Source organism: Flavobacterium cyclinae (assembly GCF_021172145.1).
Taxonomy (GTDB): domain Bacteria; phylum Bacteroidota; class Bacteroidia; order Flavobacteriales; family Flavobacteriaceae; genus Flavobacterium; species Flavobacterium cyclinae.
This window is the reverse complement of the sequence record NZ_CP089095.1, coordinates 605,404-622,191: the sequence shown is the minus strand read 5'-3', so window position 1 is coordinate 622,191 and position 16,788 is coordinate 605,404. Positions and strand designations below refer to the sequence as shown.

Here is a 16,788-nt window from a genome sequence, read left to right as displayed (position 1 = left end):
AAAAACCGAAACAGCTCAGTTTCGGTTTTTTTTATAACATCTAATAATATCTATTTCTTTCTCTAGCGGTGTATTATTTTCTATATGTTGAAATAATTCGTTTGCAAGATAAGGACCTAGCATAACACCACGAGTCCCTAAGCCATTTAAAACATGTAATTGAGGGTGTGTTGGATGTGTACCTACTAATGGTCTTCTGTCTTTGACTGTTGGGCGAACTCCTCCAAAATGTTTAACAATTTCAAAATCACATGAAATAATTTCTTTTAGTTTTTCAACCAATTCTTGTTTTCCTTGTTCTGTTGGAATATTTGTTTTGTCTATCCAGTCATAAGTAGCTCCCACTTTGTACAAATCATTTCCAATTGGAAGAATAAACACACTAGATTTAATGACAACATCTAATTCTAAATCAGGTGCACTAATAATTAATAATTCACCTTTAGTCCCATCCAATGGCAAATCATTAAAAAATGGATTAGCATGTAAACCAAATCCTTCGGCAAAAATTATATGCTTGGCTTTTGAATTTTTATACTGAATTCCGTCTTCTAAAAATTCAATTTCATTATGGTTAAAACCTTCATTAGAAAAGCAATTTAGAACTTGTAAATATTTAGTGTAAGCTTCAATTAAAGTTGAAATTTCTAAATAACCAGTATAATTTACTTTACCATAGTGAAATGGAGAAGCAATACTTTCGAAAGAAGTTGTAACTAATTTAGATTCTAAAAAGGGAGCCAAATTTGGTTTATCTGCAGCTTGAAACCAATTATTCTGCTCTTCAATTGAAGCTAATTTTCTAAGTATTGGTATTTGAAAATCAAAAACCACATTTAGTTTCTTTTGAATATTATGATATAGTGGAAAAGCAAATTCTAATTGCTCTTTAGCTTTCCAAACTTCACTGAAACGTTTCAATACAACTGGATTATACAAACCACCCGCAATTCTTGATGAAGGTTGCGAATCATTATCAAAAACCAAAATTGATTTATTGTTTTGCAATGCAATTTCAGCAAAAGAAATTCCAGCTAAACCACTTCCTACGATTAAATAATCTATCATGGTGTAAAATTAAAAAACTCTTACCATTTGGTAAGAGTTTTTTAAATGAAATTGGAGAAATACTATTAATAATTCCACATATCTTGTTCAAAGTCACGAATCTTTTCTTTAACGCGATCAGATTCTAACAATTGCATTTGTGCATTTTCTTTCATGTATTCAGAAATTTTACGATCACCGTATACGTTTTCTTCTAAATAAATCATTCCGCTAAAACGACGAGCATTTAACATATGATCAAAAGTGAAAGGCATTGCAGAGTTTCTATTATTGAAAGCTGTAGCTCCATGTAATACATCTCTAGCAGATGGGAAATAAATCCAGAATAATTCGATATAGTCTTTTTCTACGTTGTCCATAGTATAAACGTCTGGAACAACAGGACAAATACCTAATAATCTGTATTTTAATTCACCTTGTCTTTTATCGAAATACCAATATCCAACGATTTTATATGCATTAACATCATAAGGTTGGATTTCCGTTTTTCTGATATATTCTTCAGAAATGGTTTTTGTACCATTTCTATAAGCATCAATATCCTCATTCATTTGCTCACGACCCACGTCAGTTGTATCAACTTTAAACAATGAAGCTTCAATATCTTTCAAAGTTTTCTTAGTTGTAAAATAACTAGAATCGTAAACCTCTGTGATAGTTCCTTCTTTAATTCCGTTAATTAAAACGTTATATAAAGGTCTTCTATCTGGTGAAGACATAACATCACCCTCAACAGGGAAATATAAAGGGAAATTTACTCTTTCATCGAGATCAATAAATTCCCAAATACGTTTACCCATTAAGATATCTCTATCATGAACATAACCATATGGAAGTGGTTTGTCATTATCTGCACTTAATTCAGCTTCCGTTTTTTTCCCGATTTGATCAGGTGTCTTAGCATTTAATAAGTTTGATTGAGCAAATGTAGATGTACTAAAAACAAATACTAAAATTGCTATACTATTTCTCCAATTCATTTTATTCATTTTTTATTTGGTTTATTATATAAACTCAAATTAATTTAAATTATTGTATTTCGTATGTACAAGCTGAAACTCGTTTTGCAACTTGATCAATTCCTACGAAATTAGCTTTAATTTCATTGATAATAACAACATCACCTTTAGAAGCTTTTGCAATTGCAGCTCTAGCACGTGAATCCATTTTACTTCCATTAACAACAATTGTAGGTTGTCCAGGAACTTTGATGTTAAATTGAGTTACATTAACAGTTACTGGGAAATCAAAATCTTCCATAACTGCAGTAACAGAACAAACTTCTAAGTTACTTTTTGGTCCTTTGTTTTTATCAAGACCTCCAACTTTTCCAGTTGGCGCAGGTAAACCTTTAATACGGAAAGTTTGTTTACTTCCGAAAGATTTACCATCAGGCATTGTAGCAGTAACATTAATAGTAACATCACTACCAGAACCAGGTTTTAATATATATTGACCAGGTTTACCAGCAGCTGACATACCTGGAGCACTTGCTTTAACTTTATCAGATGAAATACCAGGTACAGAAACTGAAATTGGGTTAGGCACACCACGGTAAACTACATTCATTTTATCAGCTGAAATAATTGCTTGATTTGGTTTAGGCACTACAACGTACTGACCTTCGAATTCAATTGGCACTGGCTTACTATCTTCAGTAAACACGAATTGACCTTTGATATCTTTCTCACCAACAGCTCCACCTACAGTTTTGAATACAGCTTGTCCATTTTCAATCTTAGAAGAAGCACCATTAACAGTGAAAGATGTAGGAACAGTAGAATCATCATATTTACCTAATACAACTCTACCTGTAACTTCTTCACCTTGGAACACTACATTTTTATCGAAAACTACAATAGCTTTGTATTTTTTCATAGAGATTGCAGCCTCCATAGTGTTTCCTAATAATAAATTGTAAATATCTTGCTCTGCTTTTTTAACATCATTTTGCATAGCTGTTAACTTAGAAACAGTAGCAATAGCTGGGAAACCTTTAAAATGATAGTCTAAATATTTCTTTTTAACATTTTCACCATCAACAACATCATTAGTGTTGAAAGTTTTTTCAAATTTGTCTAAGAAAACTTTGTACTTAACGTCATTTCCAAAAACAGCTTTTACGCTATTTCTAAACTCGTCGATTTTACCAACAATTTCTTTACCTTTTGCTGAATAACCGTCACCTTGAAACCAAACCTCGTCAATAGTACTTTTATCCATTGCTTCATAAGGTAACTTACCTTTATTAGCACCACTATCTTCTAATGGGAAATCTTTATTGATATCTTTTTTGATTGATTCAATATAATTAAAGAAGTTTTCAGCTAAAGGTTTTACTTTAACAGCAATATCATAAGGACCTTTAAATTGAGCAGGTGCATCTTCTGCTTTAGATTTTAATTGATCAAAAATTGCTGCATTAGCTTGTTTCGCATCAGAATTAATAACTTCAAATTTTTCATTCATTAATCCAAACGCTGATAATACTTCTTTTGACATGTTTAATGCCAACATTGCGATGAAAACCAAGTACATAAGGTTAATCATCTTCTGTCTAGGGGTTAATTTTCCTCCTGCCATTTTTTAAAATTAGTTTTTAATTAATAAAATTGTTTTCTTATTGATAAAACTAATTATCCTCTGTTATTCATAGCAGAAAGCATACCACCGTAAACTGCATTTAAAGAAGCAATGTTTGAAGTCATAGACTGCATTTGCTCTTTTAATTTAGCTGCGTTGTCAGCAATTTCTTGATTAGCAGCTGCATTTCTAGATGCGCTATCTAATTGTAATTTGTATAAATTGTTTAAAGCTTCCATTTGAGCTGCTGCTGTAGACATTTCTTCAGCATATTTCTTTTGACCAGCCATTGCATCAACAGTTGGAGAAATTGATTTAGCTGCACCTTCAAAATTTTTGATACTGTTACCTAAGCTAGCCATTAACTCACCGTCAATTTTAGCTTCTTTTAACATGTTATCTAATTTTTGAGATAATAAGCCTTGAGCATCAGCTGGATTTTCTTTTTTGTCTTTTGGCTTAGCTTCACCACCTGCTAATTCAGGGTAAACTAAAGACCAATCTAATTCGTGTTCTACCGGTTCAAAAGCAGACAAAGCAAAGATTGCTGCCTCTGTTAATAATCCAACAATAAGCATTGGACCTGCACCTGGCCAGTGCATCAATTTAAATAATGCTCCAACGATTACTACTGCCGCTCCCATTCCGTAAAGGAATCCCATCACTTTTTTGCTTAAAATTGCCATAATAAATAAATTTTAGTTAGTTAAGTTAATTATATAAAATTGGTTTTAATACTATTTTGGTCTGTTACCTGTTGCAGCTGTACCCATGTAATCTTGTACAGTTCTGAAACCAATGTAACTTCTTGCTGAATCAGCATACTCATAATCACGAGTAGAAACTTGTAAGAAGTAAGCAACGTCTTTCCAAGAACCGCCACGTACAACTTTTCTTTGATTTTTCTTATCAGCAACATGTGGATTCATTGTAGAAACAAACTCATATGCTTCAGCGTAGTAAGAAGACTCTGTCCACTCAGAAACGTTTCCAGCCATATTATACAAATTGTAATCATTTGGCTCATATGATTTAGCCTCTACTGTATAAAGAGCACCATCAGCTGCGTAATCCCCACGATTAGGTTTAAAGTTAGCCATAAAACAACCTCTGTCATTTTTAGCATAAGGACCACCCCAAGGATACGTAGCTCCTTCGATTCCTCCTCTAGCAGCATATTCCCATTCTGCTTCAGTAGGTAAACGGAATGAATTTACTTGATCTCTTCCTTTTTTCTTTTTGATATATGCATTTTTGTACATAGTTCTCCAAGCACAAAAAGCTTTAGCTTGATTCCAAGAAACACCCACTACTGGATATTCTCCATAAGCTTGATGCCAAAAATAATCGTTGTGCATTGGCTCATTGTATGAATAAGCAAAGTCTTTGATCCAAGCTGTAGTATCAGGATAGATTTCAATTGGCGGTGCATCTTCATAAAAGTTTTTACGACCTTTTTTCTTAACAGCCTTATTCAAATCAACTTGATTGTACTTGAATTTTAATTTAGAAACATCAATAGTTTTTAAACCATTATACGATTCAGATTCAGGTAGGTACATTGAATCCATTACTTCTACATAGTACTCATCTGGATATTTAGAAGGTTCTTTAATAAGTTTAATTTTCTTATTTAATTTTCTTCCTGCATAAATATCATCATCAGTACCTACACTGTAGTAGTTCTCATACATGTATTTATCATACGGAGTCATTTTTTCAGGATCTACATCTGCAAAGGCAAAATCTCCAATACTTCCACCTTTTCCTCCACCAGAACCTGGTTTTTGACCTTGCTCATCTGCAAGTATCGCTAAACGAGTTCTAATAGTTGAATCTTTTACCCATTCAACAAACTGGCGGTACTCACTATTAGTAATTTCTGTTTCATCCATGTAGAAAGAACGAACAGTAACGGTTTTAGTAGGTGCGTCTTGAATGTTAGCTAAATCATCATCGGCTTTACCCATAATAAAAGCTCCTCCAGGGATTAACGTCATACCGTAAGGTTTCTCGGGATGCCATTTTCTCCCTTTAACTCCTACTAATTCTCCTTTATCGCCTTTACCACAACTGATAAATAATGACAAAATTGCTGAAAATGCAACAAACTTCTTCATATAAACTTGGGTTAAATGTAATTTCTATTTAAGGGCGTAAACCTATTCAATAATTTTGAAAAAAACAACATTTTTTTAAAAAACGTAAAAAAAATATTGAAATATTACACCATACTTGTTTTAACACTGCTTTAACACTTTGAAAAATAACAACTTTTATAAAATATTCCTTCTTTGAGCCTTCCACCATCTTTCAGGAATTTCTTGCTCGCAAGCTGCTAAATAATCTTCATGTGTGCAAGGTAATAACGTATTTCTTTTTAATTTATTGTTAACATTTGTTAAAAAAGGTATTTCTATCCACCATCTTTCTGTTTTATTACTCTTATAAAAGATCAATTCTTCATCTTCAATTGGAACAATGTACTTTAAATAACTTTCTTTTGTACCAAATGGATATTCGTTAGAACGAAAACAAAATCCTTCAATAAAATACCACAACATTTGAGCTGTTAAAACAACTTCATTTTCATTTGGATTAAAATTAAAAATCCCAAAAGAAGTTACTTTATCGCTTATTCCTGCATAACGCGTTAGAGCACATATCTCTTTTCCCGTAAAACCATTTGGATTAAAGGTTTTAAAATTACCAGAATAGGATGATTGCACAGAAGTCATATCAACACTAACTAAATCAGCATCTCTGAATACTGGTTCTGCAATTGATAAATTATTTGAAACTTCTCCTAAACGATACGCTTCGAAATATAATTTTTCAATTAAATCAATCTCTTCTTGCGAATTAAAATAGGTTTGATAACCAATATTACTAAAGTTAAATAGATTGTTAGGCTCTTCCACTATAATTTTAGATAGATATGAATCTGATGCTACTTTATCTTCTTTAGAAAAATCAAATCTATTATCAACAGACACCACATTTACCATTTGATCTAAAGTATCATAAGCACGATACATAGGATACGTTACATCTTGACTACCACCAACAACAATTGGAATAATACCTTTTTTAATCAGTTCAGCTACTAAGCTCTTTACAACAAAATAGGTATCTTCAACACTAGCACCTGCTTCAATAGTACCTAAATCAACGATTGAGGCATTCCAATTTCCCGGATATAAACTGTAAAAATTCTTTCTAAAATTATCGAATGAAAAATCCGAATTATTTTTATTATTTCCTCTATATTCATTCACCGTAAAAATCGCAATTGCAATATTATCTAAAACCGGAAAATCAGTTTGAGTATGAAACACCACTTTTTTCCCCAATGTTTGATTGGATAATGTTGCAACAAATTCTTCTACAGAAGTTGAGATTGGTTGTAAAAAATCAAAAACCATTTACTATTTCTTTTTTGTAGTTGATTTTTTTGCAGTGGTTTTTTTAGCAGCAGTCTTTTTTACTGGCGCTTTCTTTTCTATCATCTCTTGAACTTGAGCCAAAGTCAGTTTACTTGCGTCAACATCTTTACTCAATTCAATTTTGATTTTCCCTTTTGTAATTACAGAACGACCCCAACGTGCTTTTTCCACTTTGATGCCTTCTTCCTTCCAATCGTGAATTACTTTATCAATGTCTTTTTGTTGTTTTTCTTCGATTAACTCATTCAAATCGGCTTGTGATAAATTATCGAAGTTGTATTTTTTATTTACATTGATAAACATACCATTCCATTTGATGAAAGGTCCAAAACGCCCAACACCTTTTTGAATCGGCAATCCATCATAAGTTCCAATTGGAGCATCCGCTTGAACTTTCTCATCAATTAAACCTTGAGCGACTTCTATGGTAACATCCATTGGATCCATTCCTTTTGGTAACGAAATAAATTGAGAACCAAAACGAACATAAGGTCCAAAACGACCATTGTTCACTTCAATTTCTTCTCCTTTGTAAGTTCCTAATTGTTTTGGCAGTAAGAACAAATTCAATACTTCTTCTAAAGTGATATTTCCAATATTTTGATCTTGGCGTAAACTGGCAAACTGTTTGTTTTCATCATCAGCATCACCAATTTGAGCCATAGCTCCATATTTTCCTAAACGAACCGAAACTTGTTTTCCAGAAACTGGATGAATTCCTAAAATACGTTCACCACTTTCTCTATCGGCATTTTTTTCAACATCAACTACGTTTGGATGAAAGTGATTGTAGAAATCGTTCATCATTTTAGCCCAATCTACTTTTCCTTCAGCAATTTCGTCGAAATCTTGCTCCACTTTAGCAGTGAAATTGTAATCTAAAATCGTGTTGAAGTTCTTTACCAAGAAATCGTTCACGATAATTCCGATATCGGTTGGAACTAATTTTCCTTTATCTGACCCCACATTTTCAGTTAAAACTTGAGATTTTACTTCTCCTCCTTTTAACATCAACTGGTTGTATTTTCTTTCTTGACCTTCGAAACTTCCTTTCTCTACGTAAGTTCTAGCGATAATCGTAGAAATAGTTGGTGCATACGTTGATGGACGACCAATTCCTAATTCTTCTAATTTCTTTACCAAAGAAGCTTCTGTGTAACGACTTGGCGGACGTGAAAAACGTTCCGTTGCCGTGATATAATTATTCGTAAGCTTTTCGTTTACTTTTAACGCTGGCAACATTCCTTCTTGTTCCTCTTCATCATCATCATGTCCTTCTAAATATACTTTTAAGAAACCTTCAAATTTGATTACTTCTCCTGTTGCAGTAAAAGTTTCCGAATGATTGCTTGCTTCAATTTTTACATTAGTTCTCTCTAATTCCGCATCGCTCATTTGAGAAGCTAATGTTCTTTTCCAAATCAATTCGTACAAACGCGCTTGATCTCTATCAATATCAACAGTATGTCTTGACATATCCGTTGGACGAATCGCTTCGTGCGCCTCTTGCGCTCCTTTTGATTTGGTATTGAAATTTCTAGGTTTAGAAAATTCCTTTCCGTAGTAACTTGTAATTTCAGCTTGAGCTGCCGCCATTGCTTCTTGTGATAAATTCACGCTATCCGTTCTCATATAAGTAATAAGTCCGGCTTCGTATAAACGTTGCGCAATTTGCATGGTAATCCCAACAGGTAAATACAATTTTCTAGCTGCTTCTTGTTGCAACGTTGAAGTAGTAAATGGTGCTGCTGGTGATTTCTTTGTTGGTTTGGTTTCTAAATCGCCTACTTTGTATGTAGAACCCATATTTTTAGTTAAGAAATCTTCCGCTTCCTTTTTAGTTGCGAAGTTCTTAGGTAATTTTGCTTTGAAAGTTTTTCCCGCTTCGTTTTTGAATTCGGCTGTAATGCTGTAAGAAGCTTCTGGTTTGAAATCTTGAATTTCTCTTTCACGTTCCACAATCAAACGAACCGAAACCGATTGTACACGACCAGCCGATAATCCTCCTTTTACTTTTTTCCAAAGTACTGGCGATAATTCATAACCTACTAATCGATCTAAAACTCTACGGGCTTGCTGAGCGTTTACTAAGTTGTAATCAATTCCTCTCGGATTTTCGATAGCTTTTTGAATAGCTGATTTAGTAATCTCGTGAAAAACGATACGTTTTGTTTTTTCTGGTTTTAATTTTAACTCTTCTGCTAGGTGCCAAGAAATCGCTTCTCCCTCACGGTCCTCATCGGAAGCCAACCAAACCATTTCGGCATTTTTAGCTAATCCTTTTAATTTGGTCACCAAAGCTTTTTTGTCAGACGAAACTTCGTATTTAGGTTTAAAACCATTTTCTACATCTACTCCAATTTCTCTTGAAGGTAAGTCAGCAATATGCCCATAACTCGACTCAACTTGATACTCACTTCCTAGAAATTTTTCGATGGTTTTTGCCTTTGCTGGTGACTCAACGATTACTAAATTCTTTGCCATTTCATGTTTTTTTGAACCGCAAAAGTATAGGTTTTTTTTAAATTTTAACATCTTGAAAATTATTTTACCTCTAATTAAATCAAAAAACAATCCTATTATACCTATATATATAGGTGTAAAAGACACTAAAAAATAATTTAAAAAAAATAATTTAAAAAATCCTGTTAAACCTTTTCTGCCATCTTGTCAGATTTTATAATTTAGTATTATCTTTGCGTTCCGAAACATCGGAATGATTAATGGAAATCTTTGATATGGAAAAGGTAATTGATGAAAACAAACAAGGTCAAAGTTTAGTTCTTGACCAAAAAGTAGGAAATACTAAAAAGCTTTTTATAGAGAGTTATGGTTGCCAAATGAATTTTTCGGACAGCGAAATTGTGGCGTCTATTCTGTATGAAAACGGATATAATACTACTCAAAATCTGGAAGATGCTGATTTGGTTCTGGTTAACACTTGCTCTATTCGCGATAAAGCGGAGCAAACCATTCGTAAACGATTGGAAAAATACAATGCGGTTAAGAAAATCAATCCTTCAATGAAAGTTGGAGTTTTAGGTTGTATGGCAGAACGTTTGAAAAGTCAGTTTTTAGAAGAAGAGAAAATTGTAGACATGGTGGTTGGACCCGATGCTTACAAAGATTTACCGAATTTATTAGCGGAAGTAGAAGAAGGAAGAGAAGCCATCAACGTAATTCTATCGAAAGAAGAAACGTATGGGGATATTGCTCCTGTTCGTTTGAATAGCAACGGAGTAAATGCTTTTGTTTCGATTACAAGAGGTTGTGATAATATGTGTACCTTCTGCGTTGTTCCTTTTACACGTGGTCGTGAGCGTAGTCGTGAACCACAAAGTATTTATGACGAAATTCAAGATTTATACGATAGAGGTTTCAAAGAAGTAACTTTATTAGGACAAAACGTAGACAGTTACCTTTGGTATGGTGGTGGTTTGAAAAAAGATTTCGACAAAGCAACTGAAATGCAAAAAGCGACTGCAGTTGATTTTGCTCAATTGTTAGACAAATGCGCTACGTTGTTCCCAAAAATGCGTTTTAGATTCTCGACTTCTAATCCGCAAGATATGCATGTGGAAGTAATTGAAACTATGGCGAAGCACCATAACATTTGCAAATACATTCACCTACCTGTTCAAAGTGGAAGTACAAGAATTTTAAAAGAAATGAATCGTCAACACACACGTGAAGAATACATGGCATTGATTGACAAAATATACTCGATTATTCCAGATATTTCATTATCACAAGACATGATTGCAGGTTTCCCAACAGAAACTGAGGAAGATCATCAAGATACGTTGAGTTTGATGGAATATGTAAAATATGATTTCGGATTTATGTTTGCGTATTCAGAACGTCCAGGAACTTTAGCGGCTAGAAAAATGGAAGATGACGTTCCAGAAGAAGTGAAGAAAAGACGTTTAAATGAAATCATAGACTTACAACAAAGAATTGGTTTAGAAAGAACACAACGTTTCATTGGACAAGAAGTAGAAGTATTGATTGAAAAAGAATCAAAACGTTCGGATGCTCATTGGAGCGGAAGAAATTCTCAAAATACTGTGGTGGTTTTTCCAAAAGAAAACTACAAAGTAGGCGAATTCGTAATGGTAAAAATCACAGATTGTACCGCTGCAACATTAATTGGAGAAGCGGTTGGTTACTCAACTGTAATGAACTAAAAATATAAGCCACGGATTAAAAGATTAACACGGATTTCAATATGGGACTTTATAGAGAAGAAGAAACTTTTAAAATTATTGGTATTTGTATGGAAGTTCACAGAAATCTTGGTCCAGGATTACTTGAAGTAGTTTATAAAGATGCGTTAGAGATAGAATTTAAAGCAAATAATCTTCCTTTTGAGAGAGAAAAAGAATTTTCAATCGAATATAAAGGAGTTATATTACCACATAAATTTTATGCTGATTTCATTGTAAATGAAGATATTGTTTTAGAAGTGAAAGCAGTAAAAGAATTTTCAGGAGAACATACTGCACAAGTATTGAATTATATGAAACTTTCAGAATCAGAAATTGGATTATTGGTGAATTTTCAAAACAAATCACTACAACATAAAAGATTAGTATTTTAATTAATCCGTGAAAATCCTTTAATCCGTGGCAAAAAAAATAAAAAAATGGAATCAGTACAAGCTATAAAACAACGATTTGAAATTATTGGGAACGACCCAAAACTCAATCGTGCCGTGGAGAAAGCCATTCAGGTTGCTCCAACGGATATTTCGGTATTGGTAACAGGTGAAAGTGGTGTTGGAAAAGAAAGTATTCCAAAAATTATTCACGCGCTTTCGCACAGAAAACATGGAAAATATATTGCGGTAAACTGCGGTGCTATTCCAGAAGGAACCATTGATAGTGAACTTTTTGGACATGAAAAAGGTTCGTTTACTGGTGCAACTAATACGCGTGAAGGTTATTTTGAAGTTGCCGATGGCGGAACTATATTTTTAGATGAAGTCGGCGAATTACCTTTAACTACTCAAGTACGTTTATTACGTGTTTTGGAAAATGGTGAATTTATCAAAGTAGGTTCATCGCAAGTACAAAAAACGAATGTTAGAATCGTAGCGGCTACGAATGTGAATATGTTTGATGCAATTGAAAAAGGAAAATTCCGTGAGGATTTATATTATCGCTTGAGTACGGTTGAAATTGCATTGCCACCGCTTCGTGAACGCAAAGACGATATTCATTTGTTGTTTAGAAAATTTGCTTCTGATTTTGCTCATAAATATAAAATGCCTGCTATCAAATTAGATGACAGCGCTGTTGAATTACTTTTAAAATATCGTTGGAGCGGAAACATTCGTCAATTAAGAAATGTAGCCGAACAAATTTCGGTTTTAGAAACAAAACGCGAGATTTCATCACAAACACTTCTCTCCTATTTACCAATGGAAAATCCGAATTTACCATCGGTTATTGGGACACCAAAATCGGAAAGTGATTTTAGTAACGAAAGAGAAATTTTGTACAAAGTTCTTTTTGATATGAAGAGCGATTTGAACGATTTGAAGAAACTAACGTTAGAGTTAATGCAAAACGGAAGTTCTAAAGTTCAAGAAGCAAATAAAGGATTAATTCAAAAAATTTATGGCAAACCCGAAGAAAATGCTATTTTTGAAGAAGAACCAAGAGTAGAAATGCTTCCAAATCAAAACAATCTGATTCAAGAAGAGTTTGATGATGATGAAAATTATTTATTTGCTGAAACTGTTGATGAAGAAGAAACTTTGAGTTTAGAAGCCAAAGAAATAGAATTAATCAAAAAATCGTTAGAACGAAACAAAGGAAAACGGAAAGCGGCTGCTGACGAATTAGGAATTTCAGAACGCACATTATACAGAAAAATTAAACAATACGATTTATAATGAGATATTTCATCATAGCAATAACTATAACTTTTTCCTTTCTATTAACTAGTTGTGGTGTTTATAATTTCACAGGAGCAAAACCTGTGGATGCTAAAACCTTTCAAGTAAATTACTTTCAAAACAATGCTCCTTTAATAGAACCTGGAATTGAAAGAACTTTTACTTTAGAGTTGCAAGACATCATTCAAAGTCAAACCAATCTAAATCTAGTTTCTCAAGGTGGTGAATTAATTTATGAAGGAGAAATCGTTGATTATCGAATAACTCCTATGACTGCAACTGCAGATCAAAGAGCAGCACAAAACCGTTTGACAATTACAGTTAATGTAAGATTTACCAATAGGAATAAAGAAGATGACAATTTTGAAAAACGCTTTTCTTTTTTCTATGATTTCGATGCCAATCAGCAATTAGTTGGTTCGCAATTAACAACGGCATTAGATGTTATTTTTGAGCGAATTACTCAAGACATTTTCAACGAATCATTAGCTAAATGGTAATTAATTTGTAAATTTTGAATATTTCTGATTTAACATATCTTTTAAATAAGCCCGAAACTATAAACGAAAAGCAGACCATTGCTTTAGAGAATGTAGTTTTACAGTTTCCGTATTTTCAAGCAGCAAGGGCTTTACATTTAAAAGGACTATATAATCAAGAAAGTTTTAGATACAACTACGAATTAAAAAAAACCGCTGCTTACACCACTGATAGAACCATTTTATTTGAATTTATTACTTCAGATAATTTCACGGCAATCCAACAAGAAAAAATTGATGAAATTCAAAAATCTTTATTAGATATCGAAGTTCATCATATCGAAGAAGTAATTGTTAAACCAGAAATTGAAGTCCCAAACAATTCGGAAGCAACTTCAGAAGAAAAACTAGAAATTGGAAAGCCTTTACTATTTACTTCTAGTGAAAAACATTCCTTTCAAGAATGGTTGCAATTAACTAAAATAGCACCTATTCAGAGAGAAAAAGAAGAAATAACACCTCAAATTGATGTTGAAAAGCAGAAAAAACTACAAATTATAGATAAATTTATTGAAGCAAATCCAAAAATTGCTCCAGTAAAAGAAAACACGAAAACACCTGCAAATATTAGCAAAAGCGTTGAAGAACCTACGCATTTAATGACAGAAACTTTAGCAAAAGTATATTTGGAACAAAAAAAATATACAAAAGCCATACAAGCTTATGAAATATTAATTTTGAAATATCCAGAAAAAAGTAGTTTCTTTGCAGACCGAATAAATGAAATCAAAAATTTACAACAAAATAATAATTAATTATGGGATTCACAGGATTTTTAGTTGCAATAACAATTGTATGTTTTTTATTAATCTTAGCTATCATGGTTCAAAACCCTAAAGGTGGAGGATTATCTTCTTCATTTGGTGGTTCTCAACAATTAGGTGGTGTACAAAAAACAACTGATTTCTTAGATAAAAGTACTTGGACACTTGGAGGTGTTTTAATTGCTTTAATTTTACTTTCAAGTTTAAGTTTTAATGGAACTGCATCGGGTTCTAAAGTGTTAGGTGAAGATGAAACTGCTGTTCCTACAACTACAGTTCCTACAACACCAGAAGCTACTCAACAAGCTGCTCCTGCAACTCCAGCACCAACAGCTGCTGATTCTGCAAAATAAGAATTGAATACAACCAATATAAATGCCAGCATGTCAGTGCTGGCATTTTTTTTACCGAAAAATTGTCAGAAAAATGATTTGGCATAATTTCTGAAATATTGCTAGCAACAATTTAATTATAACATTAAAATATATAAACTATGTCATTAAACATTAAACCAATTTCAGATCGAGTAGTTATTGAGCCTTTAGCAGCTGAAACTACAACCGCTTCAGGAATTATTATTCCAGACACTGCAAAAGAAAAACCTCAAAAAGGAACTGTAGTAGCCGTAGGAAATGGTAAAAAAGATTATACCATGACAGTTAAAGTTGGCGATGTAGTTCTTTATGGGAAATACTCTGGAACAGAGTTTAAATACGAAGGTAAAGATTACCTAATTATGAGAGAAGACGAAATATACGCAGTTCTTTAATCGTATAACAACAACTTTTAAACATTTAAACGTTAAACATTTAAACAAAAAATAAAATGGCAAAAGATATAAAATTCGATATTGAAGCTCGCGATGGTTTAAAACGCGGTGTTGATGCATTAGCAAATGCAGTTAAAGTAACTTTAGGTCCAAAAGGAAGAAATGTAATTATTTCAAAATCATTTGGAGGACCAACGGTAACTAAAGATGGTGTTTCTGTTGCAAAAGAGATCGAATTACAAGATCCATTAGAAAACATGGGAGCTCAAATGGTTAAAGAAGTAGCTTCAAAAACCAATGATTTAGCTGGAGACGGAACTACAACCGCTACGGTTCTTGCTCAAGCAATTGTAAAAGAAGGTTTAAAAAACGTTGCTGCTGGAGCAAATCCTATGGATTTAAAAAGAGGAATTGATAAAGCAGTTGAAACAATTGTTTCTGAATTAAGCAAACAAGCAGTTGCAGTTGATGATTCTTCAGACAAAATCAAACAAGTAGCTTCTATTTCTGCTAATAATGATGAAACTATTGGTGATTTAATCGCTACAGCTTTCTCAAAAGTGGGTAAAGAAGGGGTTATCACAGTAGAAGAAGCAAAAGGAACTGATACTTATGTAGATGTGGTAGAAGGAATGCAATTCGACAGAGGGTATTTATCACCTTACTTCGTAACAGATGCTGATAAAATGATTGCTGAATTAAGTAATCCATACGTTTTATTGTACGATAAAAAAATATCAAACTTACAAGAGTTGTTACCGGTTTTAGAACCAGTTGCACAATCAGGAAGACCTTTGTTAATTATTGCTGAAGATGTTGACGGACAAGCATTAGCAACTTTAGTTGTAAACAAATTACGTGGTGGATTAAAAATTGCTGCGGTTAAAGCACCAGGGTTTGGAGACAGAAGAAAAGCTATGTTAGAAGACATCGCAATCTTAACGGGAGGAACTGTAATTGCTGAAGAAAGCGGTTATTCATTAGAGAACACTACTTTAGATATGTTAGGAACTGCAGAAACAATTACAATTGACAAAGATAATACTACAATTGTAAACGGTTCTGGAGATGCTGAAAACATTAAAGCAAGAGTAAACCAAATTAAATCGCAAATCGAAACTACAACTTCTGACTACGATAGAGAAAAATTACAAGAACGTTTAGCTAAATTAGCTGGTGGTGTTGCCGTTTTATATGTTGGAGCAGCTTCTGAAGTAGAAATGAAAGAGAAAAAAGACCGTGTTGACGATGCTTTACATGCAACTCGTGCTGCTGTTGAAGAAGGAATTGTTGCTGGAGGTGGTGTTGCTTTAGTAAGAGCAAAAGCTGCATTAGCAAGCTTAAAAGCAGAAAATGCAGACGAAGCAACAGGAATTCAAATCATTAATAAAGCAGTAGAAGCGCCTTTAAGAACTATCGTTGAAAATGCTGGTGGTGAAGGTTCAGTAGTAATTGCAAAAGTTACGGAAGGAACAGCTGATTTTGGTTTCAATGCTAAAACAGGTGAATATGTTCAAATGTTATCAGCTGGAATCATTGATCCTAAAAAAGTAACTCGTGTAGCTTTAGAAAATGCAGCTTCTGTAGCTGGAATGATTTTAACTACCGAATGTGCTTTAATCGACATCAAAGAAGATAGTCCTGCTATGCCAATGGGCGGAGGAATGCCAGGTATGATGTAATATCACACAAACAATAAAATTAAAAACCGATTTGA

The 16,788-nt window shown here is 33.2% G+C and carries 15 protein-coding genes; 8 read left to right on the top strand and 7 right to left on the bottom strand.

What is annotated here, in order from left to right:
• Positions 1-15: 15 nt before the first annotated feature.
• From LOS86_RS02920 to topA, 7 genes are all read right to left on the bottom strand, one after another.
• On the bottom strand, positions 16-1,068 hold the full coding sequence (locus LOS86_RS02920) for an NAD(P)/FAD-dependent oxidoreductase (protein WP_231843161.1): 1,053 nt from the start codon (positions 1,066-1,068) through the stop codon (positions 16-18).
• 65 nt (positions 1,069-1,133) lie between these two features.
• Positions 1,134-2,048 (bottom strand): type IX secretion system ring subunit PorN/GldN, encoded by a 915-nt coding sequence (gene porN, locus LOS86_RS02915; protein WP_231843902.1) that lies wholly within the window; start codon positions 2,046-2,048, stop codon positions 1,134-1,136.
• Between the two features lie 49 nt (positions 2,049-2,097).
• Positions 2,098-3,651 carry a type IX secretion system motor protein PorM/GldM gene (gene porM, locus LOS86_RS02910; protein ID WP_231843160.1) on the bottom strand — a complete coding sequence of 518 codons (1,554 nt, stop codon included), beginning with the start codon at positions 3,649-3,651 and terminating at the stop codon, positions 2,098-2,100.
• A gap of 53 nt (positions 3,652-3,704) precedes the next feature.
• Entirely contained in the window at positions 3,705-4,337 is a 633-nt protein-coding gene (gene porL / locus LOS86_RS02905) for a type IX secretion system motor protein PorL/GldL (protein ID WP_231843159.1), read from the bottom strand.
• A gap of 51 nt (positions 4,338-4,388) precedes the next feature.
• On the bottom strand, positions 4,389-5,771 hold the full coding sequence (gene porK / locus LOS86_RS02900; protein WP_231843158.1) for a T9SS ring complex lipoprotein PorK/GldK: 1,383 nt from the start codon (positions 5,769-5,771) through the stop codon (positions 4,389-4,391).
• Positions 5,772-5,927: 156 nt separating this feature from the next.
• Positions 5,928-7,076: a formimidoylglutamase gene (locus tag LOS86_RS02895; RefSeq protein WP_231843157.1), complete on the bottom strand. Its 1,149-nt coding sequence runs from the start codon at positions 7,074-7,076 to the stop codon at positions 5,928-5,930.
• A 3-nt stretch (positions 7,077-7,079) separates the two neighbouring features.
• A complete protein-coding gene (topA, locus tag LOS86_RS02890; RefSeq protein ID WP_231843156.1) occupies positions 7,080-9,581 on the bottom strand; it encodes a type I DNA topoisomerase in 2,502 nt (833 codons plus the stop codon).
• A 254-nt stretch (positions 9,582-9,835) separates the two neighbouring features.
• Between topA and miaB the strand changes: the two genes are divergently transcribed.
• The 8 genes from miaB to groL all read left to right on the top strand — a co-directional run bounded on the left by miaB (position 9,836) and on the right by groL (position 16,753).
• Positions 9,836-11,284: a tRNA (N6-isopentenyl adenosine(37)-C2)-methylthiotransferase MiaB gene (gene miaB, locus LOS86_RS02885; RefSeq protein WP_231843155.1), complete on the top strand. Its 1,449-nt coding sequence runs from the start codon at positions 9,836-9,838 to the stop codon at positions 11,282-11,284.
• A 41-nt stretch (positions 11,285-11,325) separates the two neighbouring features.
• Positions 11,326-11,697 (top strand): GxxExxY protein, encoded by a 372-nt coding sequence (locus tag LOS86_RS02880; RefSeq protein WP_231843154.1) that lies wholly within the window; start codon positions 11,326-11,328, stop codon positions 11,695-11,697.
• Positions 11,698-11,742: 45 nt separating this feature from the next.
• Positions 11,743-12,996 carry a sigma-54 interaction domain-containing protein gene (locus LOS86_RS02875; RefSeq protein ID WP_231843153.1) on the top strand — a complete coding sequence of 418 codons (1,254 nt, stop codon included), beginning with the start codon at positions 11,743-11,745 and terminating at the stop codon, positions 12,994-12,996.
• Entirely contained in the window at positions 12,996-13,499 is a 504-nt protein-coding gene (locus LOS86_RS02870) for an LptE family protein (RefSeq protein ID WP_231843152.1), read from the top strand. The genes LOS86_RS02875 and LOS86_RS02870 overlap by 1 nt, the downstream gene beginning before the upstream one ends.
• Positions 13,500-13,513: 14 nt before the next feature.
• Entirely contained in the window at positions 13,514-14,293 is a 780-nt protein-coding gene (locus LOS86_RS02865) for a tetratricopeptide repeat protein (RefSeq protein WP_231843151.1), read from the top strand.
• Between the two features lie 2 nt (positions 14,294-14,295).
• Positions 14,296-14,655 carry a preprotein translocase subunit SecG gene (gene secG, locus LOS86_RS02860; RefSeq protein ID WP_374107577.1) on the top strand — a complete coding sequence of 120 codons (360 nt, stop codon included), beginning with the start codon at positions 14,296-14,298 and terminating at the stop codon, positions 14,653-14,655.
• A 140-nt stretch (positions 14,656-14,795) separates the two neighbouring features.
• Positions 14,796-15,071, top strand: a complete 276-nt coding sequence (locus tag LOS86_RS02855; RefSeq protein ID WP_026724191.1) for a co-chaperone GroES — start codon at positions 14,796-14,798, stop codon at positions 15,069-15,071.
• Positions 15,072-15,127: 56 nt separating this feature from the next.
• Positions 15,128-16,753 (top strand): chaperonin GroEL, encoded by a 1,626-nt coding sequence (groL, locus tag LOS86_RS02850; RefSeq protein ID WP_231843150.1) that lies wholly within the window; start codon positions 15,128-15,130, stop codon positions 16,751-16,753.
• Positions 16,754-16,788: the final 35 nt, after the last annotated feature.